At 70.5% G+C, this 23,802-nt stretch carries 15 protein-coding genes; 3 read left to right on the top strand and 12 right to left on the bottom strand.

The genetic code is table 11. The features are described from left to right. Positions 1 to 91: 91 nt before the first annotated feature. The 5 genes from ACSRUE_RS10020 to ACSRUE_RS10000 form a co-directional block, all read right to left on the bottom strand. Positions 92 to 745 (bottom strand): GNAT family N-acetyltransferase, encoded by a 654-nt coding sequence (locus ACSRUE_RS10020; protein WP_441290799.1) that lies wholly within the window; start codon positions 743 to 745, stop codon positions 92 to 94. 162 nt (positions 746 to 907) lie between these two features. Continuing rightward, positions 908 to 1,978, bottom strand: coding sequence for an IS1 family transposase (locus ACSRUE_RS10015; RefSeq protein ID WP_441290798.1), 1,071 nt, complete (start codon positions 1,976 to 1,978; stop codon positions 908 to 910). A 1,196-nt stretch (positions 1,979 to 3,174) separates the two neighbouring features. Beyond that, complete coding sequence (locus tag ACSRUE_RS10010; protein WP_441290797.1) at positions 3,175 to 4,275, bottom strand: aldo/keto reductase; 1,101 nt, start codon at positions 4,273 to 4,275, stop codon at positions 3,175 to 3,177. Positions 4,276 to 4,385: 110 nt separating this feature from the next. Beyond that, entirely contained in the window at positions 4,386 to 6,707 is a 2,322-nt protein-coding gene (locus ACSRUE_RS10005) for a multiheme c-type cytochrome (protein ID WP_441290796.1), read from the bottom strand. Between the two features lie 80 nt (positions 6,708 to 6,787). Continuing rightward, positions 6,788 to 8,806, bottom strand: a complete 2,019-nt coding sequence (locus ACSRUE_RS10000) for an arylsulfatase (protein WP_441290795.1) — start codon at positions 8,804 to 8,806, stop codon at positions 6,788 to 6,790. A 561-nt stretch (positions 8,807 to 9,367) separates the two neighbouring features. Between ACSRUE_RS10000 and ACSRUE_RS09995 the strand changes: the two genes are divergently transcribed. Together ACSRUE_RS09995 and metH are read left to right on the top strand one after the other, a co-directional pair. After that, positions 9,368 to 10,321: an ArsR/SmtB family transcription factor gene (locus ACSRUE_RS09995; RefSeq protein WP_441290794.1), complete on the top strand. Its 954-nt coding sequence runs from the start codon at positions 9,368 to 9,370 to the stop codon at positions 10,319 to 10,321. Positions 10,322 to 10,323: 2 nt separating this feature from the next. After that, complete coding sequence (metH, locus tag ACSRUE_RS09990; protein WP_441290793.1) at positions 10,324 to 14,166, top strand: methionine synthase; 3,843 nt, start codon at positions 10,324 to 10,326, stop codon at positions 14,164 to 14,166. Between the two features lie 15 nt (positions 14,167 to 14,181). Here metH and ACSRUE_RS09985 read toward each other — a convergent pair whose 3' ends face one another. The 7 genes from ACSRUE_RS09985 to ACSRUE_RS09955 form a co-directional block, all read right to left on the bottom strand. Next, positions 14,182 to 15,588, bottom strand: a complete 1,407-nt coding sequence (locus ACSRUE_RS09985; protein WP_441290792.1) for a DUF1552 domain-containing protein — start codon at positions 15,586 to 15,588, stop codon at positions 14,182 to 14,184. Then, a complete protein-coding gene (locus ACSRUE_RS09980) occupies positions 15,585 to 17,294 on the bottom strand; it encodes a DUF1592 domain-containing protein (RefSeq protein ID WP_441290791.1) in 1,710 nt (569 codons plus the stop codon). The genes ACSRUE_RS09985 and ACSRUE_RS09980 overlap by 4 nt, the downstream gene beginning before the upstream one ends. A gap of 350 nt (positions 17,295 to 17,644) precedes the next feature. Further along, complete coding sequence (locus tag ACSRUE_RS09975; protein WP_441290790.1) at positions 17,645 to 18,439, bottom strand: BPTI/Kunitz domain-containing protein; 795 nt, start codon at positions 18,437 to 18,439, stop codon at positions 17,645 to 17,647. Between the two features lie 184 nt (positions 18,440 to 18,623). Further along, entirely contained in the window at positions 18,624 to 19,349 is a 726-nt protein-coding gene (locus ACSRUE_RS09970) for a hypothetical protein (RefSeq protein ID WP_441290789.1), read from the bottom strand. 61 nt (positions 19,350 to 19,410) lie between these two features. Continuing rightward, positions 19,411 to 20,268 carry a hypothetical protein gene (locus ACSRUE_RS09965; RefSeq protein ID WP_441290788.1) on the bottom strand — a complete coding sequence of 286 codons (858 nt, stop codon included), beginning with the start codon at positions 20,266 to 20,268 and terminating at the stop codon, positions 19,411 to 19,413. Continuing rightward, entirely contained in the window at positions 20,265 to 20,888 is a 624-nt protein-coding gene (locus tag ACSRUE_RS09960; RefSeq protein WP_441290787.1) for an RNA polymerase sigma factor, read from the bottom strand. Before ACSRUE_RS09960 ends, ACSRUE_RS09965 begins: the two co-directional genes overlap by 4 nt. Then, positions 20,885 to 21,997: a hypothetical protein gene (locus ACSRUE_RS09955; protein WP_441290786.1), complete on the bottom strand. Its 1,113-nt coding sequence runs from the start codon at positions 21,995 to 21,997 to the stop codon at positions 20,885 to 20,887. Before ACSRUE_RS09955 ends, ACSRUE_RS09960 begins: the two co-directional genes overlap by 4 nt. Positions 21,998 to 22,309: 312 nt before the next feature. On the opposite strand from ACSRUE_RS09955, the gene ACSRUE_RS09950 reads away from it, so the two are divergent. Next, complete coding sequence (locus ACSRUE_RS09950) at positions 22,310 to 23,800, top strand: HEAT repeat domain-containing protein (RefSeq protein ID WP_441290785.1); 1,491 nt, start codon at positions 22,310 to 22,312, stop codon at positions 23,798 to 23,800. Positions 23,801 to 23,802: the final 2 nt, after the last annotated feature.

Genomic DNA, 23,802 nt, shown 5'->3' with positions numbered 1-23,802 from the left:
AGCTAGCCTCTGAACGCGGCCGTCCTCAATGCATGGCAGCCCTCCAATAAGGAGTTCGGCGACGCGATGGGCTGCGCGCGACGGGTGCGATCTAGGGGGTTCTCCCGATGCCAGAGCAGAGGTCGGGAGCGGTCCTGCCTGTCGGATCATCTCCATGAACTCCTCCCTCTTCTTCTTCTTCGTCGATGAATCCATCGGTCAGATCCTTCAGCTTGGTGATGGCGTCTTGCGGGAATACGAACGGAATGAGCTCTCTGGCGATCTGCCATCGGTACGGCAAGCGCTGCACGCCCCCGAGACGTTCGTAGACCCGCTTGAGTCCGTCCGTGGGTAGAGCTGCAAGAACGAGTCCGTCGCAACCGGCCTCGACAGCGCGGGCAGCGGCCAAGCCCACCGTAAACCCGCCCAGGGAGCTTCCGCGATGTCTCGGATCAATCTCAACATATTCGAGCCTGTAGAATGTGCCCTCGATCAGCTTGATCGGTCGCTTCTTGAGACTGCACCAGAGAGACACAACTTGACCGCCGCTGTCCACGAGTGCAAACCGGTCCTCCATTGGACCCATGAGGTCACTCCATACCCAGTGCCGGTGGAGATCGGACTCTCTACGAAATTCCGGCCACACGCGATCCGCTTGGGCGAGCAGGTCCGCCGTAGGTTCGACGGCTGTGACTTTTCCTACGTCGGGAAGATCCCATCTTTGGCCCAAAAATTGCGCGCGCTTCAGCTTCGGAATGGTGGGCATGCTGGCCACAGCTTGACTTGAACGACTTGTTGTGCTTCCGCGCGCACGGCGACGTCCTCAGAATATCCATCCCTGGTGGGGCACGCCATACCGTCCGTGAACGAGTATGTCACGGCACGCTAAGCGTATGTAATTACGTGGTTTTTGTGGCTTGCTCTGCGGTTAGGACGGGTCGAACAGCGACAGCTGCACCATCCGCCTCGGCTCCGGCGCAGGGGGCGGCTCTGACGGCGGGGGCTCCGGAGCGGACGTAGGCGCCACAGGAACAGCTGGCGCGCTCCCGACCAGCCGCAGGAACCCGCGACCGTTGGGCAGCGCCCTGGCCGGCGCTGTAGGCGCCCCTGCGGGCGGCTCGGGCAGCTTGAGCGCCCTGGGCTTCGGGGGCTCCCCCGGCGCCTCGGAGAGCGCCGCCGTGACGAACTCCTCGATGCTCCAGATGTGATCGGTCAGCCCGGCCTCCATGGCGGGCGTCACGCGCAGCGCCTCGTGCGGGCGGCAGAAGTTGTAGAACATCATGTGCAGCGCGACGGCCGCCTTGTGGTGCGGGAGGCGCTTGCTGAAGCCGTTGCAGAGGCGCGTGAAGCGGCGGATGTGCATGCGGATGGTCAGGTTCTGCCGCTCCACGTGCGACGTGCTGGCGCGCTTCATGTCGGGCACACCGAAGACGGGCGTCTTCGTGATGAACGGGTCGCGCGGCGGCTCGTAGCGGTGGTCGTCGTCCTTGCGGCCCTTCCGGCGGTAGTTCTTCACCACCTGGGCGTAGTCGACCGAGCCAGCAAGCGTGAACGCGCCACCGACCGCGGCGACGTAGGGCGCCCACCCGTCGCTGTAGAGCTGCGGGATCGTCACCAGCCGAGCGCGCAGATCCTTGATGAAGGCGGCGGTGTTCGCCTCGTCCCGCTTCCCCACGCGGTAGGCGATCACAAGCTTCGACGCGCTCGCCATGCCGACGAACGTGTACGCCTCGCCGAACTCGGGCGAGTCGCCCGGCTTCACGCGAGCCTCCTTCTTCTGGACGTAGCTCCAGATCTCGTCGACCTGGACCGTCACGCAGTCGACGTCACGCACCAGCCGGTTGTGCAGCCGCTCGCAGCCTTCCCCCATCCGGAGCAGCAGCGACAGGATCGCCGGTTGGCTGACCTCTGTGAGCCGCGACGTCGGGCGGATGCCCGCTCCTTCGACGAGATGCGACACGACCTCGACGCGCTTCGCCATCGGCAGCACGTGTGCCATGCAAGGGCCTTGCCTCTCCCCAGAGGGAGGCCCATGATGCGCGTGCGAGGTGCATCGGGCGGGCCACCGTCCGGTGTTCGCAGCCCCGTCTCGGGTTCCAGCCGAGGCGGGGCGCTTTGCTAAGTGGCCCTTAAAATAACACGAAACGCCTATGTTTCCCGGCGTTTCTGCGAAGATAGGACAACCAGTGTCCTAGCCGCCTGCGGTCTGGCGGACGCCTGGACGATGTGGTCTCCTCTACGTGGGAGGCGAAATGTTCAAGATAGAAGTAGAAGTCAGCGACCCGGAGAATGACCCGGTAGACCTCGACTGCCCGAGCTGCAAAAGGAACATGCGGCTCACTCTTGGGCAGCTTCTGAGAGGTGGCCAGGTAACGTGTCCAGGATGTGGCGAGGTCCACACGCTAAAGCCTGAGATAGATCACTCGATGTGACCATCTCCCGCCGGCATACCAGCTTCGCGCCCCTCCCCAACATCGCGCGCCGCTCTTCTGGCGCGGCGCGTCGGTACTGATCGGCCCAGGAGGGGTCCAGAGACACGAAGATGAGGCTGCGCAGGGGCGCCTCGTTGACCACAGTATCAGACACGTCGGGCATGCAGGGGCTCCAGGCGGCTGGTTGCCGCAGTCGATGTTTCAGGCGTCAAGGCGGACCGGTGCCCGTTGCTCAAATTTGAGCACTACCGCTCGACCAGGCACCCCGGCATATCGGACATGGGCCCGCGCCTGCTCGACCAGGCACCCCAGCATATCGGACATGGGCCCGCGCCTGGGCGGCGAGGCGGTCGGCCATGTCGGACATGCAACCCTGATTCATTCACTCTCCCGGGAAAGCGACGGCATATCAACAATCGATCGATGCCATCGGCGGCGCTCTCTCTTGTGGGGCTAGCACTACTGCGGGAAGTTGCCCCGGATCGGCAGAAAAACCGCCAAGCCGCCAAGGACGCCAAGGGGAGAGGGGAAGGAGGCCGTCCGGGCATCCCCCCCTATTCCCCGGTTTTCTTGGCGCCCTTGGCGGCTTCGCGGTTCGCTTCCCCGGCTGACTTCCCGCAGCAGAGCTAGAAAATCCACACGCTCGGGCACCTGCGGCGGCTGGCGCGCGCGGGGCGTCGGCGGAGGAGCAGGGCGCCTGCTCGGCGACGTCCGTGGCGAGGCTTGCCCCCGCTTGCGTTGGGAGCCCCCGCAGGGCTCCCGCTCAGAGGTTCGCGGTCGTCAGCCAGTGGGGGTTCCTCGTCGTGCCGTCGAAGCGCTCGGTGGTCTTGAACTGCTCGTGTTCTCCTCTGGCCCCGAGCTCGGCGGTGTGCGCGAGGATCGCCGAGACGCGCTCGCTGCCGAGCGGCTGGAACGTGTAAGCCGCCTTGAGCGCCTGCTTGAGGACACCCAGGCTGTCGCAACCGGTGATGACCACCGACGTCGACAAGCTCATGGGATAGTGCAGGCAGGTCGTCGGCGAGACCACGCCCGCCCTCGCGATCTCCCCGCCGGCGAACGGCTTCATCCCCAGCACCCCGATGCCCTGCTGCGTCAGCACCGGGAGCACCGCCTTCTCGAAGCTCCGGTAATGGGGGTCCAGGACGTTGAGAGGCATCTGCACGGTGTCGAGCGGGACACCCTGCCGCTCGGCCGTCTTCAGCATGGCGAGGTGGATGTCCGGGTCCTTGTGCCCCGTGAAGCCGATGAACCGGATCTTGCCAGCCTTCTTCGCGGCCACGAGCGCCTCCATCGCGCCGCCGGGTCCGTAGATCTGCTCGGGATCGCTCATCCGGATGATCTCGTGCATCTGCACGAGATCGATGACGTCGGTGCGCAGCCGCCGGAGCGACTGCTCGAGCTGCGCCTCGGCGGTCGCCCGGGTGCGGCCGTCGAGCTTGGTCATCAGGAAGACCTTGCTGCGGTATCCGTCCTGAAGCGCCTTGCCCATGCGCTCCTCGCTCTTGCCGTCGTGGTAATCCCAGCAGTTGTCGAGGAAGGTGACCCCGTGATCGATCGCGAAGCGAACGAGCCGGATGCTCTCCTGCTCGTCGCTGGGGACCGCGATGTGGTAGCCGCCGAGGCCGAGGAGGCTGACCTTCACGCCGGTCCGCCCGAGGGTCCTCGTCGGCATCACGCCGCCCGCCGGCAGCGCGACGTCCTCTTCCTCCGGCGCCCCGGAGGAAGGCCCCTCGGGAGGCTCCGGAGCGCCCGCGCCCGGGGATGTAGCGTTTTGCCGCAGCTGCGCGCTCCCCGCACACGCGCCGAGCGCGAGGCTGGCGCCCGCGGCGTGGAGGAAGGTCCGCCGAGAAGGTCGCTTCGTCATGACAGGCAACGCTCCTTTTCAGGGCGAAGCCCGGCTGCAGGGGGCGTGCCATGCGACAGGCACGAGCTCACGTTCACGACCAGCGTGGTGACCGCTGGGGGCCGAGGAGCTCACGGCCGTCCGAGACGAGGCTGGGCGTGAGCAGCCGAAGTGGAAGATCGCTGGGCGGTCAGCGCGGCCTGGTAGACGGTCTGGAAGCGAGCCTGCTCTGGCGCGAGCTCGGCGGCGCGTTTCAGCGGCTCCAGCGCTTGATCCTGGTGGCCTCGCCGGACCAGGGCCAGGCCCAGTGAATGGAGCAGCTCGGCCTGCTCGGGAAGGCGGGTGATCCCGCGCCGGAGCAGCGCGACGCCGTCCGCGTCGCGGCCGAGCTCGCGATAGAGATCGGCGAGGTTCACGTAGGTGGGGACGTAGCCGGGCTCGATGCGAAGCGCGGCGAGGTAGGCGTGCTCGGCGTCGCGCGGCTTGCCCGTGCGGGTGAAGACGAGGCCCAGGTTGTTCTGGGCCTCGGCCCGATCGGCGTGGAGGGTCTGCGTGACGATGTACTCGCGCAACGCTCCGTCCAGCTCCTGCGCGGCGCGCTCGGGCAAGGCGCCGAGGTCGACGCCCGCGAGCACGCGCGCGGCCTCGACGCGCACGCCGCGCACGGGATCGGCGAGGAGCGGCGCGGCGACGGCCGCGGCGCGACGAGGGTCATAGCCCTCCAGCGCGCTGAGCGCAGCGCGCCGTAACAACGGGTCGGGATCGGCGAGCGCCGCGCCGAGAACGGCGAGCGACGCGGCCGTCGGGGCGGCGCGCAGCGAGGCGAGCGCGGTGGCGCGCGCGATGCCGGGGAGGGCGCCGTCGGTCGCGAGCCGCTGGAGCCCAGCGGCGACGGCCGGGTCGCCGGGCGCGGTGCGCGCGAGAGCGAGGACCTCGGTATAGGTCTGGTAGCCCTGCGCGGGGCGGCCGAGCCAGGCGCGCACGGCGTCGGCGGCCCAGCTCGCGGGCTTCCGCGCGTGGCAGTCGGTGCATGGGTTCGGGATCCCGAGGCGGACCGAGAGATCCGGCCGAGGCACCCGGAAGCCGTGATCGTGACGGACGTCGACACCCATGTACGTGCGCGCCGGCATGTGGCAATCGACGCAGCGCGGAGCGGCGAGCGCGCCGGGCGTACCGGGGACGTCCGCGGCGGCGGCGTCCGCGGCGTGGTGGTGATGCGCGGGGACATCGAAGCGCGCCGGTTCGTGGCAGGACGCGCACACGCCGCTGCCCTCGGCGCGCAGACGGCCCGAGTGCGGCTCGTGGCAGTCGCTGCACGTCACGCCGGCATGCGCCATCTTGCTCTGCTGGAACGAGCCGTAGGTGAAGACCTCGTCGCTCATCACGCCGTCGGGCGTGTAGAAGGGCGCGGTCAGCAGCTCGAGCGCCACGCTGTCGAGCAGCGGCGCGCCGTGCCGGAACGGCTGCGAGAGCGTTTCGCGGCGGCTGTGGCAGAGCGCGCACGTGGCGCTCTCGGTGCCGCTCGAGGCGCGCTTGCCGCGCTGCGCGGTGCCGCTGGGCAGCCGCGTCCACGTGGCGTCCTTGCGCTCGTCGAAGCGCACGTCGAGGCCCTTCGAGGGGTCGGGCGTCCTCGCCTTGGTCCAGTCGAGGTGGCGCGCGCCGCCGCCGTGGCAGCCTTCGCAACCGACGCTGATCTCGGACCAGGTGGTGGTGAAGTGATCCGCGGCCGCGTCGTACCCTTTCGTGACATGCGTCGAGTGGCACTCGGCGCACATGTGGTTCCAGTTCTGGCTGGCGCCGGTCCAGTGCAGCACGTCGCCGGCGCGCACGTCGTCGCGCTCGTGCAGGTGGTACCAGCGCTGCCCACCGCGTGGTTGAGGGCGCGCGTCCCACGCAAACGGCAGCGCCTGCAAGCGTCCGCCCGGGCCAGCGACGAGGTACTGCTGGAGCGGCTCGACGCCGAAGGTGTACAGCACCTCATAGCGGTGCAGCTGGCCATCGGGGCCGTCCGTGGTGACCCAGTATTTCCCGCCCTGGCGATCGAAGCGGTGGACCTGCCCGGCGTAACGCAGGCGCGCCCCGTCGAAGTCCCCGAGCACGGTGGCGGCGGTCGCGTGCTGCATGGCCCGCGCGTGCTGCGAGCCCTGCCACGCGGCGTGCTCCTCGGCGTGGCACGGCGCGCAGCGGTCGCTGCCGACGAAGCCGGCCGCCGCGCGCTCCGGCGAGCGCTCCGCCGAGCCGACCGGCGTCGCGGCAGCCGGCGAGGCCTCGGCGGCGCCGCCTGAGGCGCCGCCGCGCGCCGCCCCGGGTTTCGCCCCCGGAGCGCTCGCCGTGGAGGCGTCGGCTGGCGTGCGCGAGGACGCGCTCGTGGGCGCGCGCCAGACCACGAGCCCGACGAGCGCCAGGGTCAGGACAGCGATGGGCCACGAGCGAACGAGTCGGGAATCGGCCATGTGCGGAGCGGAGGCGAGCGCCGCCGCGAGACGCGGGTCGCGCAGAGACGCCCGGGCCTCGCGTGCGGCAGGGTGCGCGTTTACTCGGTGAGGATGACTCCGCGGGCGGTGGCGTACTGCGCCCACGCGGCGGCGAGCTCGGCCGCCACGTCCGGATGAGCCGCGGAAACGTCGTTGATCTCGCCGCGGTCGGTGGCCAGATCATACAGGCTCCAGGCGCGCGGCGTCGGACCATAAGGCGCGCTGAGCCACAGCAGCTTCCAGTTGTCGCGGATCACGTAGCGGTGGTTGCCGTGCTCCCAGATCAACGTCTCCCCGGGCGCGCGCAGGCCGGTCGCCCGATCTTCGAGCACCGGCAGGATCGAGCGCCCGCTGATCGGCTCGACTTCCCTGCCCTTGTAGGTGCTCCCCGGATTGGGCACACCGGCCAGCTCGAGCACGGTCGGCAGGAAATCGATCACGTGCGTGGTCCCGTCGAACTGCGGCCTGCTCTGGTGCTGTCCCGGCAGCCGTGCGATGGCCGGAACGGCGATGCCGCCTTCGGTCGTGTAGCTCTTCCACAGCCGGAACGGCGTGGCGCTCACCTCGGCCCAGCGGGGTCCGACGCCGATGTACGAGCCCGGTCGACCCAGGTTCTCGAGCGTGTTCACCACCGGTCCGGAGCGGCTCGGGTCGGTGGCGGCGAAGCCCTCGCGATTGCCACCTTCCGCGCCGTTGTCGGACTGGAAGAAGATGAAGGTGTTCTCGTACTCGCCGACCTGCTTGAGGTACTGGATCAACCTGCCGATGTTGGCGTCGAGGTTCTCGACCATGGCGGCGTAGATCTCCATGCGCCGCGCCTCGTAGATCCGCTCCTCCGGCGTCAGCTCTTCCCAGGTCTTCGGGTTGCTGCCGCCGCTCGGCAAGCGGGGATTCGGCGTGAACGATCCGGGGATGACGCCGCGGCTCTTGAGCCGCTCGAGGCGCCGCTCGCGGATGGCGTCGTAGCCCGCGTCGTAGCGGCCGCGGTACCTGTCGATGTACTCCGGCGGCGCCTGGAGCGGCCAGTGCGGCGTGGTGTACGTCGCGAACGCGAAGAACGGCTTGCCGTCGGCGCGGTTGCTCTCGATGTACTGAATGAGCTTGTCCGTGTAGAGCTCGGTCGCGTAGAAGTCGCGCGGCGGCTGCGTGTACACGCCGTCCTCGCGATAGAGCCGAGCCTGCGCGGTCGTCGGCGGGTCGGCGAACTCGTTGAAGAACGTCGCGACGCCGGGGAGCAGGACGTACGATTTCTCGAAGCCGCGCGCCGGAGGGCTCTGATCCTCCGTGTCGCCGAGGTGCCACTTGCCGGCGATGTACGTATGGTAGCCGGCGTCTCTCAGGATCTCGGCGACGGACAGCGCGTTGTCGGTCAGGTAGCCCTCGTAGCCGGGCTGCCCTGCTTGCCGTCCGGTGCCGCCGCCCATGCGGCCCAGCCCGACGGCGTGGCTGTCGGTGCCCGAGACCAGCATCGCGCGGGTCGGCGCGCACAGCGATCCGGAGCGGTGCCCGGTGAGGATGCGGCCTTCCGCGGCGAGCGTATCGAGGTTCGGTGTGCTGATCTCGCCGCCGAACGCGCCGAGGTCCGAGAAGCCCAGATCGTCGGCCACGATCGTGACGATGTTGGGCAACTCGACGATCGTACCGCCGCCGCCCGTGCCGCCGGCACCGCCATCTCCGCCGCCCGTGCCGCCGGCACCGCCGCCGCCCGCACCGGCGCCCGTACCGCCGCCGCCCGTGCCGCCGGCACCGCCATCTCCGCCGCCCGTACCTCCGCTGCCGCCGGCACCTCCGGCACCGCCGCTACCGCCGGCACCTCCGGCACCGCCGCTACCGCCGGCACCTCCGGCACCGCCGCCTTCGCCGGTCGCGCCAGCTTCACCCGAGTTGCCACCGCCGCCGGCACCGCTCGTGGAACCGCCCGGCCCGCCGCTCGAGGTGCTCGTCTGAGCGGCGCCGCCGCCGCTGCCCGAGTCGTCGTCGCTCCCGCAGCCCATCGGGCCGAGCAGCGTGGCGAGCAACCAGGGCCCGGTCGCGAGCGCTGAACCAATCCATCGGTGACGTTCGAAGAACCGCTTCATACCTGTCTCCTTGGGAGTGCTGGAAGCGCCGCATGCCGGAGTCGAACGTCGTTGGATACGAGCTTCCGCCGTGATCCCGGAGGGACACCTCGGCTCGCGCCCTGGCCAAACGTCAGCCGGACGCGCCACGAGAAGGGCGAACTCGCACGGCGACGAGCCGCGTGGCTCGGCCGTCACGACGAACGGCAGCGTGGCGCGTCACCGGGACGCCGGTGCGCTGCCTCGCTGTTCTCCTCACCGCAGCTCGCGCCACGGCGCATGCGGCTAACTACAGCAACAGCAAGGAGCGCCTGCTCGACGGCACGCTCCTGCGGTCCCCGAGTGCGCGCCGAACGTCCACGTGGCTCCAAGGAAGGGAGACATTCGTCCGTCATAACGGATCACATGACGCTATACAAGACAATTTCGCGGCCGGATCGTCCTGGACAGCGGATGGCCAAGGCCCCGCCCGTGTTTCGGGCTCAGCTCGGCGGCCAGCGCTCGGTGCACCTCCGGCACTGGCGCGCTTGACTCCGGCAGCCGGCGCCTCTATGACATTCGCGCATCTAGATACATGAATACATGAGTCTTTCCGAATACATCGAGACGCTGAACCTCCTCGGGGACGAGAGCCGGATACGGCTCTGCGTGCTGCTCCGCGAGCGCGAGCTGCGGGTGACGGATCTGGTTCGCGTGACGGGCATCGCGCAGTCGCGCGTCTCGACGCACCTCGGGCGGCTCCGCGAGGCGGGGTTCGTGCGGGATCGGCGCCAGGGGCCGCAGTCGTTCTATGCGCTCGCGGTCGACACCCTGCCCGGGACGGCGAAGGCCCTCCTCGATGAGGCCACGAAATCGCCCGACCCGACCCTGGAAGGCGACCAGCGGCGCCTCCTGGAGCTCGACGCCGAGCGGCGCGGCGGCCTCCCCGAGTCCTTCGCCGGCGAGATGGAGAGGCACTACTCCCCGGGCCGCACATGGCAGTCGCTCGCGGTCGGCATCGCCGCGTTGCTCCGCCTCGGCGACGTCCTCGACGTCGGGTCGGGCGACGGCGCGGCGGCCAGCGCGCTCGCGCCGTACTGCCGCTCGCTCACCTGCGTCGACTCGAGCAGCCGGATGATCGAGGCCGCGAGAGAGCGGTTCTCGACCCAGCCCCACGTCCGCGCAGAGGTCGCCGACGTCCACGCGCTGCCGTTCGGAGACGCCTCCTTCGACTCGGTCCTCGTGTTTCACACGCTGACCTACGCCGAGGACCCGCCGCGGGCGCTGGAAGAGTGCGCCCGCGTGCTCCGCCCGGGCGGTCGGGTGGTCATCCTGTCGCTCGACGCGCACCAGCAGCGGGAGATCACCGTGCCTTACGGCGAGCGCCACCCCGGCTTCTCGCCCTCCGACATCCGCGCCATGCTCACCCGCGTGAAGCTCGATGTCGTCGCGTCCGAAGTCGCGTGCCGCGAGACGAAGAAACCCCATTTCCAGGTCGTGCTCGCCATCGCCGACAAGCCGACCCCCGGTCCCTCCAAGAGCGCCAAGCGAGGCTGATCATGCCGTCCAACAACACAACGCCTCCCCTTCATCCACTCCAGAAGCTCCTCCAGAGCCGCATCGTCATCATCGACGGGGCGATGGGGACGACCATCCGCACCTACGGGATGAAGGAAGCCGACATCCGGGGCGAGCGCTTCGCGGATTCGAAGAAAGACCTGCTGAACAACGGCGATCTGTTCTCGCTCACGCAGCCGGAGATGATCTGCGATATCCACCGGCGGTTCCTCGAGGCCGGCGCGGACATCATCGAGACGAACACCTTCGGCGCGACCAGCATCACGCAGAGCGAGTTCTTCGTGGACGACCCGCGCGAGCACGGCGGGCGGAAGGACCCGGCCTTCTATCAAGGGATCATCGACGACCCGTTCCTCAACGACCTGGCCTGGGAGATCAACGAGCAGTCCGCGCGGCAGTGCCGCGAATGGGCCGATCGCGTGGCGAACGCCGACGGGCGGCAGCGGTTCGTCGCGGGCGCCATCGGCCCGCTCACCGTCTCCCTGTCCAACTCCCCGGACGCCGACGACCCCGGCTTCCGCGTCGTGACGTTCGATCAGGTGAAACAGGCGTACGTCCACCAGATCCGCGCCCTGATCGCCGGCGGCTCCGACGTGCTCTTGGTCGAGACCATCTTCGACTCGCTCAACGCGAAGGCCGCGCTCGTCGCCATTCGAGAGGTGTTCGACAAGGACGGCAAGACCCTGCCGGTGATGATCTCGGCGGCCGTCGGGCGCGGCGGAGAGACGATGATCTCCGCGCAGACGGTCGAGGCGTTCTGGAACGCGGTGAAGCACGTGAACCCGCTCGCCATCGGGCTGAACTGCTCGCTCGGCCCGGACCTGATGTATCCGTTCCTGTCCGACCTCTCGGAGAAGTCCAGCGCCGCGATCTCCTGCTACCCGAACGCCGGCCTGCCCAACCCGCTCTCCCCCACGGGCTTCGATCTGGAGCCGCCGGACATGGCGCGCCACATCGGCGGCTTCGCGGACGCAGGCCTCCTCAACATCGCCGGCGGCTGCTGCGGCAACACGCCCGAGCACATCGCGGCCATCGCCAAGGCGCTCGCCGGCAAGCCCCCGCGCGCCCTCGACCCGAGGCCCCCCGCGGAGGCCCCGCCCGGCGGCGCGGCCTCGTCCGGCCCGCCGATCCCCCTGCGCCTGTCCGGCTCGCAGCCGTTCACGCAGCAGCCCGGCGTCTACATGATCCTGGGCGAGCGCACCAACGTCGCCGGATCGCCGAAGTTCGCGAAGCTCATCAAGGAAGGGAAGTTCGAGGAAGCGGTGAGCGTCGCGCGCCAGCAGGTCGAGAACGGCGCCAACGTCATCGACATCTGCATGGACGAGGGCATGATCGACGGCGTCTCCGCGATGACGCGCTTCCTGCTGCTCCTGGCCAGCGAGCCCGAGGTGGCGAAGGTCCCGTTCATGGTGGACTCGTCGAAATGGGAGGTCATCGAGGCGGGCCTCAGGTGCATGCAGGGCAAGGGCATCGTGAACTCCATCTCGCTCAAGGAGGGCGAGGCGAAGTTCCGCGAGAGCGCGAGGACCGTCCTCAAGTACGGCGCCGCCGTCGTGGTCATGGCCTTCGACGAGCAAGGGCAGGCCGCCACCTACGAGGACAAGATCCGCATCTGCAAGCGCGCTTACGGCATCCTCGTCGACGAGGTGGGGTTTCCTCCCGAGGACATCATCTTCGATCCGAACATCCTCACGGTCGCCACCGGCATGGAGGAGCACAACAATTACGCCGTCGACTTCATCGAGGCCACCCGCTGGATCAAGGCGAACCTGCCGCACGCCAAGGTCAGCGGCGGCGTGTCGAACATCTCGTTCAGCTTCCGCGGCAACAACCGGGTGCGCGAGGCCATGCACTCGGCGTTCCTCTACCATGCCATCCGGGCCGGCATGGACATGGGCATCGTCAACGCGGGCATGCTCGAGGTGTACGAGGAGATCGAGCCGGAGCTCCGCGAGCTCGTCGAGGACGTCCTGCTCAACCGGCGCCCGGACGCCACGGAGCGGCTCGTCGACTTCGGCGAAGCGCTGAAGGCCAGGAGCGCCGGCGCCGCCTCGGCCGAGAAGAAAGAAGAGGAGTGGCGCAAAGGCACCGTCGAGGAGCGGCTGTCGCACGCGCTGGTCAAGGGCATCGACACGTACATCGAACTCGACACCGAGGACGCGCGCGCCAAGCTCGGCCGCCCGCTCTCCGTGATCGAGGGCCCGCTGATGGATGGAATGAGCGTCGTCGGAGATCTCTTCGGCGCGGGCAAGATGTTCCTGCCGCAGGTGGTGAAATCGGCGCGCGTGATGAAGAAGGCCGTCGCGTACCTCACGCCGTTCATGGAGGAGGAGAAGGCGGCGATGGCCGCCGCTGGACAGGCGGTGAAGACGCAGGGGAAGATCGTCCTCGCCACGGTGAAGGGCGATGTCCACGACATCGGCAAGAACATCGTGGGCGTCGTGCTCGCGTGCAACAACTACGAGGTGATCGACATGGGCGTCATGGTCCCGTGCGAGAAGATCCTCGAGCGCGCCAGGCAGGAGAAGGCGGATCTGATCGGCCTGAGCGGGCTAATCACGCCGTCGCTCGACGAGATGATCCACGTCGCCCGCGAGATGGAGCGGCAGAACTTCAAGCTGCCGCTCCTGATCGGCGGGGCGACGACCAGCAAGGCGCACACCGCCGTGAAGGTGGCCCCGCATTACAGCGAGCCGGTCGTGCATGTGGTCGACGCGAGCCGCGCCGTGCCCGTCACGACGAGCCTCCTGAGCGAGGAGGGCAAGGCGGCGTTCGTCGCCCAGCACCGCGCCGAGTACGAGAAGCTGCGGCGGCTCCACGCGGCGCCGAAGCACAAGCTCGTCTCCCTCGAGGCCGCGCGGGCGAACCGGACGCGGATCGAGTGGCGCGCCGAGGATCTGCCGGTGCCCGAGTTCACCGGCGCGCGCGTGCTCGAGGACTTCCCGCTCGCGACCTTGCGCGAGTACATCGACTGGACGCCGTTCTTCCACACGTGGGAGCTGAAGGGCGTCTATCCGCGGATCCTGGAGCACGAGAAGTACGGCGAGCAGGCGCGCCAGCTCTTCTCCGAGGCGAACGCGCTGCTCGACACGATCATCGAGAAGAAGCTGCTGACGGCGCGCGGCGTGTACGGCTTCTTCGCCGCGAGCGCCGTGGGCGACGACGTGGAGGTGTACACGGACGGGACGCGCACGGAGGTGCTCGATCGGCTTCACTTCCTGCGCCAGCAGACGGCGAAGGAGAGCGGCGAGCCGAACCGGTCGCTCGCGGATTTCATCGCGCCCAGGGAGACCGGCCTCCGGGACCACATCGCCGGCTTCGCGGTGACCGCCGGGATCGGCCTGAAGGAGCTGTGCGAGCGGTTCAGGGCGGTGCACGACGACTACAACGCCATCATGGCCGAGGCGATCGCCGATCGCCTGGCCGAGGCGTTCGCCGAGTGCCTGCACAAGCGGGTGCGCGACGAGTGGGGCTATGGCCGGCAGGAGGACCTGACCAAGGCCGAGCTCATCGAGGAGAAGTACCGCGGCATCCGGCCCGCGGCGGGGTACCCCGCGTGCCCGGATCACACCGAGAAAGGCACGCTCTGGCGGCTGCTCGACGTCGAGAAGAGCACCGGCATCCAGATCACCGAGTCGTTCGCGATGTGGCCCGGATCGAGCGTGAGCGGCCTGTACTTCGCGCACCCGGAGGCCCGGTACTTCAGCCTGGGAAAGATCGATCGCGACCAGGTGGTCGACTACCACGCGCGCAAGGGCATGACCGTCGCCGAGGTCGAGCGCTGGCTCCGCCCGAACCTCAACTACGACGCTTCAAACCAGTAGAAATCTCTCGCCGGATCAGGCCTTGAGCTCGTCGATCTCGCCGGGCTGGCCGAAGGAGCCGAAGTTCGTGATCGGCCCCCCGCCCTCCTCGGTGCAGCCGACCGCGTTCGCGAGCGTCGTGAGCAGCTTGTTGTGGGGCGCGTCCTTGTCCTGCACCGTATTGGACTGCCGCGTCACCTTGATGTACTGCCCCGTCTTGAAGTAGCCGCCGCAGCTCCCCGCGATGATGTACGGCAGGTCGCGGAAATCGTGGCGTAGGCCGTCGGAGAGCTCGTTCATGAACACGACGGCGCTGTTGTCGAGCACCGTCGCCCCGCCCTCCTCGTAGCCCGCGAGCCGGTCGAGCAGGTAGGCATACTCGCCCATGAACCAGCGATCGATGTTGAAGAGCATCTCCTCGTAGCCGTCGACGGCGTTTCCGGTGTCGTCGTCCCTCGTGTTCCCGTGCGAGAGCTTGTGGTGGTTGTACTCGTGGGCCATCCCATCCCACTTGAAGACGGGCCCCGCCGCGCCCGAGCCCCATTGCAGCGTCGCCGATCGCGTCGCGCCGGTCGCGATCGCCAGCGCGAGGATGTCCATCTGCATCCGCCCGACCTTCTTGAACTCCGCGTCGAACGCCACCGTGTCCGGGTCGATCGCCTCGATCTCCGCCGCTCGCTCCGGCGAGAGCTCGCGCGGGATGATCCCCGAGCCGCCCATGCCGACCTCGAGGTCGCGCACGGTCTGGAAGTGCATGTCGAGCTTGTCGCGATCGGCCTTGCTGAGCTTCTTCTTGAGCAGGGCCTCGTACTCGACCGAGACCAGGTCGAGCACGCTCTCGCGGCGCTTCGTGAGCCGCACGAGCGCCTCCTCTTCGAGATCCGTCCCGCCGACCAGGTCCCGGTACGCGAGCCACGGGTTGTTCTCGCCGCCGACGGGCTGCTCGCTTCCGGTGTACGAGATGTGCCCGCGCACGTTCGGCGTCTTCGCCCCGACCATCAGCGTCAGCGCGGGCGTGCCCGGCGGGTTGATCTTGTTCGCGATGAACTGGTCGAGCGAGATCCCCGCCGCGTACTGGGTGCCCTGGACGAGCGGCTGCGCCGTGAGCTTGCAGCCCATCCCCTTCGCGTGATCGTCGCCCGCGGTCGGGTCGAACCCGTAGCCGCGCGGCACCATGTGGATGCCCCGCGGGATCAAGAGCTTGTCCCGGTACGCGGCGAGGGGCGCTATGGCCCGCGTCGCCCCGAACGAGGCGGCCGTCAGCGCGCCGTACTGCGTGCTCGGGAAGAACTTGGCCATGTTCACGCCATTGCACATGAAGAAGGCGATGAACCGGCGCGGCGCGCTCGCGTCCGCCTTGGCGTCGCGCGGGCGCAGCGACTCGAGGAGCGGCAGGCCGAGCATCACCCCGCACGCGCCCCGCAAGAACGTTCTGCGATTCATTGGTCCACCTCTTCCACGGCCCGGTACCTGAACGTCTTCGTCTGCGTGAGCGCGACCAGCAGCTCCTTGATGTTGTACCCGGACGCGCCGAGCTTCGCGTCGAGCTCGGCGACCGTGCACGCGTCCTCCCGCGAGAGCTGGCGCGCATTGCCGTAGCGGTACCAGTTCGTCAGATAACACCGCTGCGCGACGGGGCTCTCCGCGAGCTGCGTCGCGAGGTCCACGGCGCCGTCGAAGCGGATCTCGGCCTTTCCGACGGCGATCGTGCCTGTCGCGTCGATCGGCTCGCCGCCCTCGTCGGCCCGGTAGCGCCCGACCGCGTCGAAGTGCTCCAGCGCGAAGCCCGGCGGGTTGATGACGCCATGGCACTTGTTGCACGCGTCCGGCGACGTGTGCACCTCGACCTGGTCGCGCGTGGTCTTGATCTCGCCCTGGATGGGCGGCAGCGTCGTGTTGATGTTCGCCGGCGGGTCCGGCAGGTCGGTGCAGAGGATCTGGCGCTGGATGAACACGCCGCGGTGGATCGGCGAGCTCTTGTTGAAGAACGCGTGCGAGCTCAGGAAGCCGGCCTGCGTGAGGAGCCCCGCCCGCTCCGCCGGGTCGAGCGGCGTCTCCACGAGCTCGCTCGTGAACGACCCCTCCACGCCGTAGATCGGGGCGAGCCTGTCGTTCACGAAGCCGACGGGCGCCGTCATCAGCGTCCTGAAGTCGCCCTCCATCTCGAGGACGACGTGCCGGATGAACTGCCTCGTCTCGGCCGCCATGGCCGAGGACACGCTCGCGTCGAAGTCCTCGTAGAGCGCCGGATCCTTCGAGAGATCCGCGTAACGGCTCATGTGGAGCCACTGGGCGTGGAAGTCGTCCAGGGCGCTCGTGGCCCTGGGGTCGGCGAGCATGCGCCGCGCCTCGGCCTCGATGCCCTCGGGCGTGCCCAGCGCGCCGCCCTCCGCCGCTTCGAGGAGCGCGTCGTCGGGCAGGCTGTTCCAGAGCAGGTACGAGAGCCGCGTCGCGACCTCGTAGGCGTCGAGCGGGATGATCCCCCCGCCGTCGAGCGCCTCGCTGAGCTCGATGCGGTAGAGGAAGTGCGGCGACTGGAGCATCGCCTCGATGACGTGGCGCACGCCCTGCTCGAACGGCGTGCCCGCGTCGAAGAGGCCGTTGCCGCGGGCGTAGGCGGCGACGTACGCCTCCTCCTGCTCCGCCGAGAGCGGCCTCCTGTAGACGCGCTTGCCGAGCTCCCGGATGAGCTGCCGGGCGCAGGTCGCGCCGTCGCCCTCCGGCGCGCACGGCACGATCTTGCCGAGCACGGCCTGGTCGACGACGGCGTCGGCCGCGATGGTCTCCGCGGCGCGGCGGTAATCGCGGGCGAGGCGGTCGGAGACGAGGAGCCCCTTGGCGTTGTTGTTGAACCCCTCGAACGCCGGGTCCGCGAGGAACGCCGCCGAGGCCTTCATGTCCTTGCCGAAGAGATCCCGGACGGTGTTGTCGTACTGCGCGTGCGTCAGCCGCGTCAGGCGCGGGGTGGGGCCTGGCGCGGTGACGCCGGGCGCGCACTGGGCGCTGGGGTCGGGACCGGGGCCGGGGCCGGGACCGGGGCCGGGGCCGTCGCCCGGGTCCGATCCGCCGTCTCCAGACGTTCCCGAGCACGCGGCCGCGCTGGAGAGCGCGATGGCCGCGAGCAGCATCCTCGGGGTGCTTCGATTCACGGGCAGCTCCTTCGTGAATGAGCTCGAAGAAAGAAGAATCTACGAGCGCTCCATGGAACAGGCTATCGGGGCCAGGCGCTCAGCGTCAATGCGAGGCGACGGTGGAGCGGTCGGTTCTTTCGGCCCCGGCGGTTCCGTCGGTTCCGGCGGTTCTTTCGGCCCCGGCGGTTCCGTCGGTCCCACCCAATGCGCCGGAGCTGTTCACCGGAATCGGCGCAGCGCGGCGATGACGCGTCGAGACTGGAAAGGCGCCCAGGTGGGCGCAGGAAAGTGCCTTATCCACGATTCACGAGACAGCGCCTGACCACGCACGCCGGGAGCGCTGGTCGTCCCTCGTCGTCCCGCGTCGTTCAAGGCGTCGGGGGCATCTGCGGCTGACACCTGCCCGACGAGCAGACCGCCGTCATGCCGTCCGGGAACACGGGCGCGCACGGAGGGCACGCGCCCATGCCGGCGGGACAGACCAGGGCATCGAGCTCCGCGCTCTGGTGGAGGGCGACGATGCCTGTCCCGTCGCACCCCTCGCAGCAGCCGAGGCCGTCGCGCAGGGCGCAGTCCGAGTCGACCGCGCACTCCGTCAGCGGCGACTCGCGCACGTCGAGGACGACGCAGCGCCCCGCCTCGCACGTGGCGGTGAAGTACTGGGTCGTGCGCTCCGCCTCGGTGACCTCCGGGCACGCGCCGCACGCGACGCCCCCGCACCCCTGGATGATCTCGTTGAGCTTCGTCCCGGCGCGGTTGATGGCCCTGAAGTTCTCGGCGACGGCCGTGTCACAGGCGCCGCAGCAGCCCCGCGACACCAGGACGCAATCGCTCGGCGCGTTGCAGACGCCTATGTCGGGCAGCTCGCCCCGACAGGCCTCCTCGCACGCCGCGAGGGAATCGAAGCGGTTCTCGTTGCCCTCGCAGCCGCCGTAGGTGAACTCCCTGCACGCGCCGGCGGCCGGGTCGTACCGGTATTTCGGGAACGCCGCGTCACACCGACCCGGATCCGCCGGCAGCAGGCACCGGACGGGCAATTGCCCGCCGCCGCCACCGCCGCCGGTCTCCGCAGACGAACCGCCTCCGCCCGGGTCCCCGCCGCCCGAGCCTGCGGGCTCCACCTTCCCGGAGCAGCCTGCGGCGAGCAGAAGGGAGCTAAGCAAGCCAAGACCCAGGGATAAGCGCCGAGGCATGCCGGGCGAGTTGCAACGGGCATGCCCTGGGCGTCCGGTCGATGCGCCCGCCGATCTCGGCCCGGATCGCGCGGGCGTGGGGCCTCGGTGTGCCAGACGGCGCGGCACACCATGACGGCGTCGTCGAGGCGGCCGGTCCCCGAGCGGCTCGCCGTCAGGGGTCGCGCGTCAGCCGGACGTTGTACATGGCGCTCCCGAACACGATGCTGCCGTCTGCCCTCTGCTGGTCGACGACAAAATCGAAGGCGACCGTGTTGCGCGCATCGATGGTGCACCCGGATGCATCACAATCACAAACGCCTATTCTACACAGCGCGATGTATCCGCAGTCGGCGGGCTGCCCGTCCTGGGTACAGCCGGCGGCCCCTGTTCCCCACCCCCCGTTGGGCATGCAGAGGTAGGCGTCCGAGTCTGGCTGGATGAGGTACGACGTCTGAAGCTCGCACCAGCCCGTCCAGAGCTCTCGGGGATCGATGGCGAAATGCAGCCGGCGGTCGGTGAGCTGCGCATCGAGCATGGTGAAATCGAACCCCTCGTACGGCAGCTCGGTATCGTAGTAGTCGCCCGGCCCGATCGACGTGGGATAGCCCACGTCCGGATCCACAGCCGGGGGGATGGCGGCTCCCGTGCCGAAGCGCACCTTCCCCTGGATCGATGCGCCCTCCACGGTGTCGATGTCGATCTGGATCACGTCCGATCCCGAGCGGAACTTGAAGTTCTCGACGTATCCATCCCAGTGCGCGACGAGCAGCGCGGCCGCGCTGGAGTCGGGGCTGGGCTCACCGCTGCCGATGGGCAGATCCTGCGACTGACAGCCGGTGTTCCCGAGCGAGGCAGCCGTGAAGAGCAACGCGAGCGCGACGCGGGTCGAACGATTCATGGTTCCTCCTGTCTCTTGCGGTCCATCGCTACATGGCCGGCGCGAGGAACATCCGTCTCTGTCAGTCGAGATTTTCTCGGAACGCGCACGAGGCGCGGACTCGGCCCATGTGCACCGAGCCCGGCGCTTCGCCGAGGAGCCGCTCGGCCTCCGCGCGCGCCTCCGGCGCCCGCCCTGCCGCGCAGAGGGCGAGCACGCGCGCGGCCATGCGCTCCTCGCGGAGCTGGCCCTCCGGGAACCGGGCGCCGAGGTCGTCGAGGCGATCGAGCGCGGCCGACGGATCGCCGTCCCGCACGGCGTCCTGCGCCTCGCGCAGCAGGGCCATCTCCGCGGCGAGCGTGCTCGGCGTCGCCGGCTGTCCGCCGCGCGGGCGCGCCGGCTCGCGTTCGCCGCCGCCTGTCGAGGGCGCTCGCGCGGCGTCCTCCGCGCCCGGATCCAGCGGCCGCGGCGGTGCGGAAGCGACCGCGCGGGCGGCGCGCGAGGGCGCCGCCATCGGCGCCGGCGCGGCGGCTGGAGCCGCCGCGGGCGGCGTCACCGCGGGAGGAGGCGCCGCGGGCGGCGTCACCGCGGGCGCGCTCGCCTGCGGCGCTGCGCTGGCCGGCGGAGGCACGTCGACGGTCGCCCTGCCGGTGAAGAACCCGCCGGCGAAGGCGACGGCGCCGATCAGCGCGCCCGCCGCGATCACCTTGCCCGAGAGCACGCCGCCGGCCGCCTTGCCCGCGAGCACGCCGCCGCCTGCCCCGCTGCCCGCGAGCGGCGGCGGGGGCGAGGTGGGCGCCTCCCCGGACGGCTCCTGCGGCGCGCCTAGCGCCAGCTTGCCCGCGAGCGCCGCGCGGAGCCGCGCCTTGTCGGACGGCGCGAGCCCGTCGGCTTGAGCCGCCTTCAGGAGCGCGCGCGCCTTCTCGCCCGGATCGCTCATGGCCATCCGCCCCCGCGCCTCGCCAGCGCCAGCTCGAACTCGCGGCGCGCGGCGCGCAGCCGCGAGTAGACCGTGTTCAGCTTCACGTCGAGCGCCGCGGCGATCTCCGGCGCGCTCAGCTCCTCGATCTCCGCCATCACGAGCACCGCGCGCTTGTCGTCGTCGAGCTCCGCGAGGAGCGCGTCGACGAGCTTCAGCGCCTCGACCTGCTCGAGCCGCTCCGCCGGCCCCGGCGCGCGGTCCGCCACGCCGCCCGGCAGCTCCTCGAGCCCTCCCTTGCGCCGGACGAGGCGCCGGTGATCGCGCGCCACCCGGCAGAGGATCGCGAACAGCCACGCCTTCACGCTCGACCGCGGCTCGAACTCGCCGAGCCGCCGGTGGACCACGACGAAGACGTCCTGGAAGGCGTCGTCCAGGCTCGCCTCGCTGACGCCGAGCCGGCGCAGGTTTCGCCAGACGAAGTCGGCGTGCTCGTCGTAGACCGCGTCGAAGTCGAGGGAGGCGGGCCCGTCGTGGACGCCGAAGCGCGGATCGAACACGGACCCCGCGAAGGGAAGCGCCGACGCGGGGGACGTCCTCGTCACGCGAAGTACATGGCCGGCGCTGTCCGGATCCGTCACGGAAATCGCACCTCGACCCCCAGCGAGGCGCGGAGCGCGGCGGCGGCGCTCCGGTGGACCGCGCCGATGCCGACGAGCACGAACCGATCGCGCGTCACGGGGAACGGAACGTCGAGCGTGAGCGGGACGCGGAGCCGGTCCGAAAGGGCGAAGGTCGCGAGCGCTCCGGGGTGCGGCGCGACCCAGAGCGCCCGGTTCGAGCCGGGCGACGCCGCACCGAAGCTGGCCGCGCTCATGACGCCGACCTCGACGCCGGCGCAGGGTCCGAGCTCGATCGAGCGATAACGCATCGCGTAACACACGCGCACTCCGCCGGTGGTCAGCTGGACGTCGCCGCCCATCGTCGTCCGCTCGACGAACGCTTGCTGCGCGCCGAAGTAGGTGCCGGACAGCTCGACGCGGACGGCTCCGATCAGCACGCCCGCGGCGATGCCGGCGCCCGGGGCGAGCGCCGGGAGCGAGGCGGTGTCGAGGACGCCGGAGGCCCTGAGCGTGCCGCGCAGCTCGAGGGAGCGCGACGGGCGCCGCGCCGGGGCCGCGGTGGCCCCTGACAGGGGCGTGGCCGCGGGCGGCGCCTCGGCGGCGGTGGGCGCGTCCGGAGATGCGTCCACCTCCGGCGCCACGCCGGCGCCTGGATCCGCGCCGGCGCCTGGATCCGCGCCGGAGATGTCGCCTGGCGCCGCGCCGGTGTCCGGCTCCGCCGTCGGGGTGCCGCGGCTCGCTGCGTCGGGATCGATCGCGAGCGCGATGATCAGCGCCGCCGCGTCCGCGAGCTCGGCGCAGGTCTCGCCGTGGAGCTCGCGCGACCGTGTCGTCTCGCCGAGCGTCGTCGTGAGGCGGAGATCCCACGACCCGCGCCCGTTCCGGGACACCACCGCGCGCGCCTTGAGCAGCGGCTCGCCGTTCGCCTCGGACGACCGCCCGAGGCGCTGCTCGATCTCGGCCAGCACGCGCCCTCGATCCGCGCAGTCCCCGGGCGCGATCCAGTCGAGCTCGACGCCGCCCGCGTTCGCCGCGCCCTCCGCGGCGCTGGCGCGCGCCTCGGCCGCCGTCGCGGCGAGCGCGAGCGCGGCGAGCGCGGTGAAAGAAAGAGACGAAGAAGAGGACATCGGCTGCAGCGATGAAGTCCGACCCGCGGCGGTCGCGCGGGCCCATCACGTCCCGCGGATCGCGGACGACGATGGCGCCGGGCTCCTTCGCGATCCGCAGGAGGCCCTGCGCTCCGCTCGGGAGGTCGGCGCGGCTCGACGCGCCAGCGAGTCTACCAGAGGATCGAGGGGACGCGTCCGCCAGCGCAGCCGCAGGCGGCGGGCGCGCGTGCCTCGCGGCGCCCTTCTGGCGCCACGCCCGCCCCCCGTCGAGCGCCCGGCGCCGTGATCCGGCGGGCGCGCGGCGGCGCTCGCCGGTGCTAGCGTGAGGCCGTGCGCGAGCGCCTCGATGGGATAGTCGCCAAGCTGACCGCGGTCCGGGAGCGGGGCCTCTCGTGTTTTGGCAGCGACGCTCATCGCTTCGAGCTGAGGCCGCCGGCCACCGAGGCCGAGGTGGCGGCGTTCGAGGCCGCGCGGCGGGCGCGGCTGCCCGAGGACTACCGCGCGTTCCTCCTGCACGTGGGGCACGGCGGGGCCGGGCCGTTCTACGGGCTCCTGACGCTCGCGCAGTGCGACGAGGCGCGGTACGAGGCGATCGACGACCTCGACACCGCGTGCCCGCTGCACCCCGACACGCTGCCGCCCGGGGAGGACTGGCTCGATGTGCTCCTGCCCGGCGAGGACGAGGCGATGGACCGCGCGCTGCGGGGCACGCTGAGCCTCGGCATGCAGGGCTGCAGCTACTTCAGCCAGCTCGTGGTCACCGGGCCGGCGCGCGGCCGGGTGGTGTACATCGACCTCGACGGCGGGCGCCCGTATTTCCCCGAGAACGAGGGCTTCCTCGACTGGTACGAGCGCTGGCTCGACGAGCTCCTCGCCGGGTACGATTTCCACTGGTTCGGCACCGGCATGCCGGGCTTCGAGCCCGAGCTGGCCGGCGCGCTGCGCCGGGGCGAGCGCCTGGCGGCGGCGCTGGCGGCGATGTGCCAGCTGCCGCGGCTGGGCGGGGACACGCTCGAGCTGGTGATCGCGCGGCTCGATCACCCCGAGGCGGGCGTCCGGCAGCAGGCGCTCCAGGTGCTCGGCAAATTCGACGACGGCGCGGGGGCGCGGGCGCGGCGGTTCCTGCGCGATCCGGAGCCGGGGCCGCGCCGGGCGGCGCTGAAGGTCGTGTGCAAGGGCGATCCCGCGCGCTGGGCCGCCGATGCCCGCGCCCTGCTCGACGACGCCGACGGCTCGATCGCGTCGGCGGCCCTCCGCGCCCTGGACGAGGCGAAGGTGATCCTGCTGGCCGACCTCGCGCCGCGCGCCCGCGACCCGCGCAAGGGCGTGGCGACGGACGCGGGCTGGCGCCTCGCGGGCATGGCGAGCCGGGGCGTGCCGCCGTCGGAGGCCGCGGCGTTCGTCGCCGCCGCGACGGCGATGCTCGATCACGCCGAGCCGAGCGTGGCGATGTACGGCCTGCAGGTGCTCGTCCACGTGGACGCGCCGGCGCTCGTGGAGCGGCTGCGGGCGTTCGCGCTCGGCGAGGAGCGCTCCCACCGGATGAGCGCCTGCCGGGCGCTCGTCCGGCAGGACCGCGCCGCGGGCTTCGAGGTGCTGACCGAGCTGACGAGGCACGCCGATCCGTTCGTGCGCCAGGACGCCGCGCGCATGCTGGGCGACGTCGGCGACGCGCGGGTGCGGCCGGCGCTCGAGCGGCTGCTCGAGGATGAGACCAAGCCGTTCGAGCGCACCGCGACCGGCACCCGCAGCAACGTTGACCGCGTGTGCGACACGGCCCGGATGGCCATCAAGGCGATCGATCGCCGCGCGCGGCATTGAAG

It is taken from the genome of Sorangium sp. KYC3313 (assembly GCF_052075895.1).
GTDB classification, from domain to species: Bacteria; Myxococcota_A; Polyangia; order Polyangiales; family Polyangiaceae; genus Sorangium; species Sorangium cellulosum_B.
Note: the sequence above shows the minus strand (reverse complement) of the source record. Positions and strands in the feature narration are given on the sequence as shown.

Excerpts from the sequence above, each read along its gene's own strand:
- metH (WP_441290793.1), top strand. The coding sequence starts at position 10,324 with ATGCCGTCCAACAACACAACGCCTCCCCTTCATCCACTCCAGAAGCTC.
- ACSRUE_RS10010 (WP_441290797.1), bottom strand. The coding sequence starts at position 4,275 with ATGACGAAGCGACCTTCTCGGCGGACCTTCCTCCACGCCGCGGGCGCC.
- ACSRUE_RS09995 (WP_441290794.1), top strand. The coding sequence starts at position 9,368 with ATGAGTCTTTCCGAATACATCGAGACGCTGAACCTCCTCGGGGACGAG.
- ACSRUE_RS10005 (WP_441290796.1), bottom strand. The coding sequence starts at position 6,707 with ATGGCCGATTCCCGACTCGTTCGCTCGTGGCCCATCGCTGTCCTGACC.
- ACSRUE_RS09955 (WP_441290786.1), bottom strand. The coding sequence starts at position 21,997 with ATGTCCTCTTCTTCGTCTCTTTCTTTCACCGCGCTCGCCGCGCTCGCG.
- ACSRUE_RS09985 (WP_441290792.1), bottom strand. The coding sequence starts at position 15,588 with ATGAATCGCAGAACGTTCTTGCGGGGCGCGTGCGGGGTGATGCTCGGC.
- ACSRUE_RS10020 (WP_441290799.1), bottom strand. The coding sequence starts at position 745 with ATGCCCACCATTCCGAAGCTGAAGCGCGCGCAATTTTTGGGCCAAAGA.
- ACSRUE_RS10015 (WP_441290798.1), bottom strand. The coding sequence starts at position 1,978 with ATGGCACACGTGCTGCCGATGGCGAAGCGCGTCGAGGTCGTGTCGCAT.
- ACSRUE_RS09970 (WP_441290789.1), bottom strand. The coding sequence starts at position 19,349 with ATGAATCGTTCGACCCGCGTCGCGCTCGCGTTGCTCTTCACGGCTGCC.
- ACSRUE_RS10000 (WP_441290795.1), bottom strand. The coding sequence starts at position 8,806 with ATGAAGCGGTTCTTCGAACGTCACCGATGGATTGGTTCAGCGCTCGCG.
- ACSRUE_RS09965 (WP_441290788.1), bottom strand. The coding sequence starts at position 20,268 with ATGAGCGATCCGGGCGAGAAGGCGCGCGCGCTCCTGAAGGCGGCTCAA.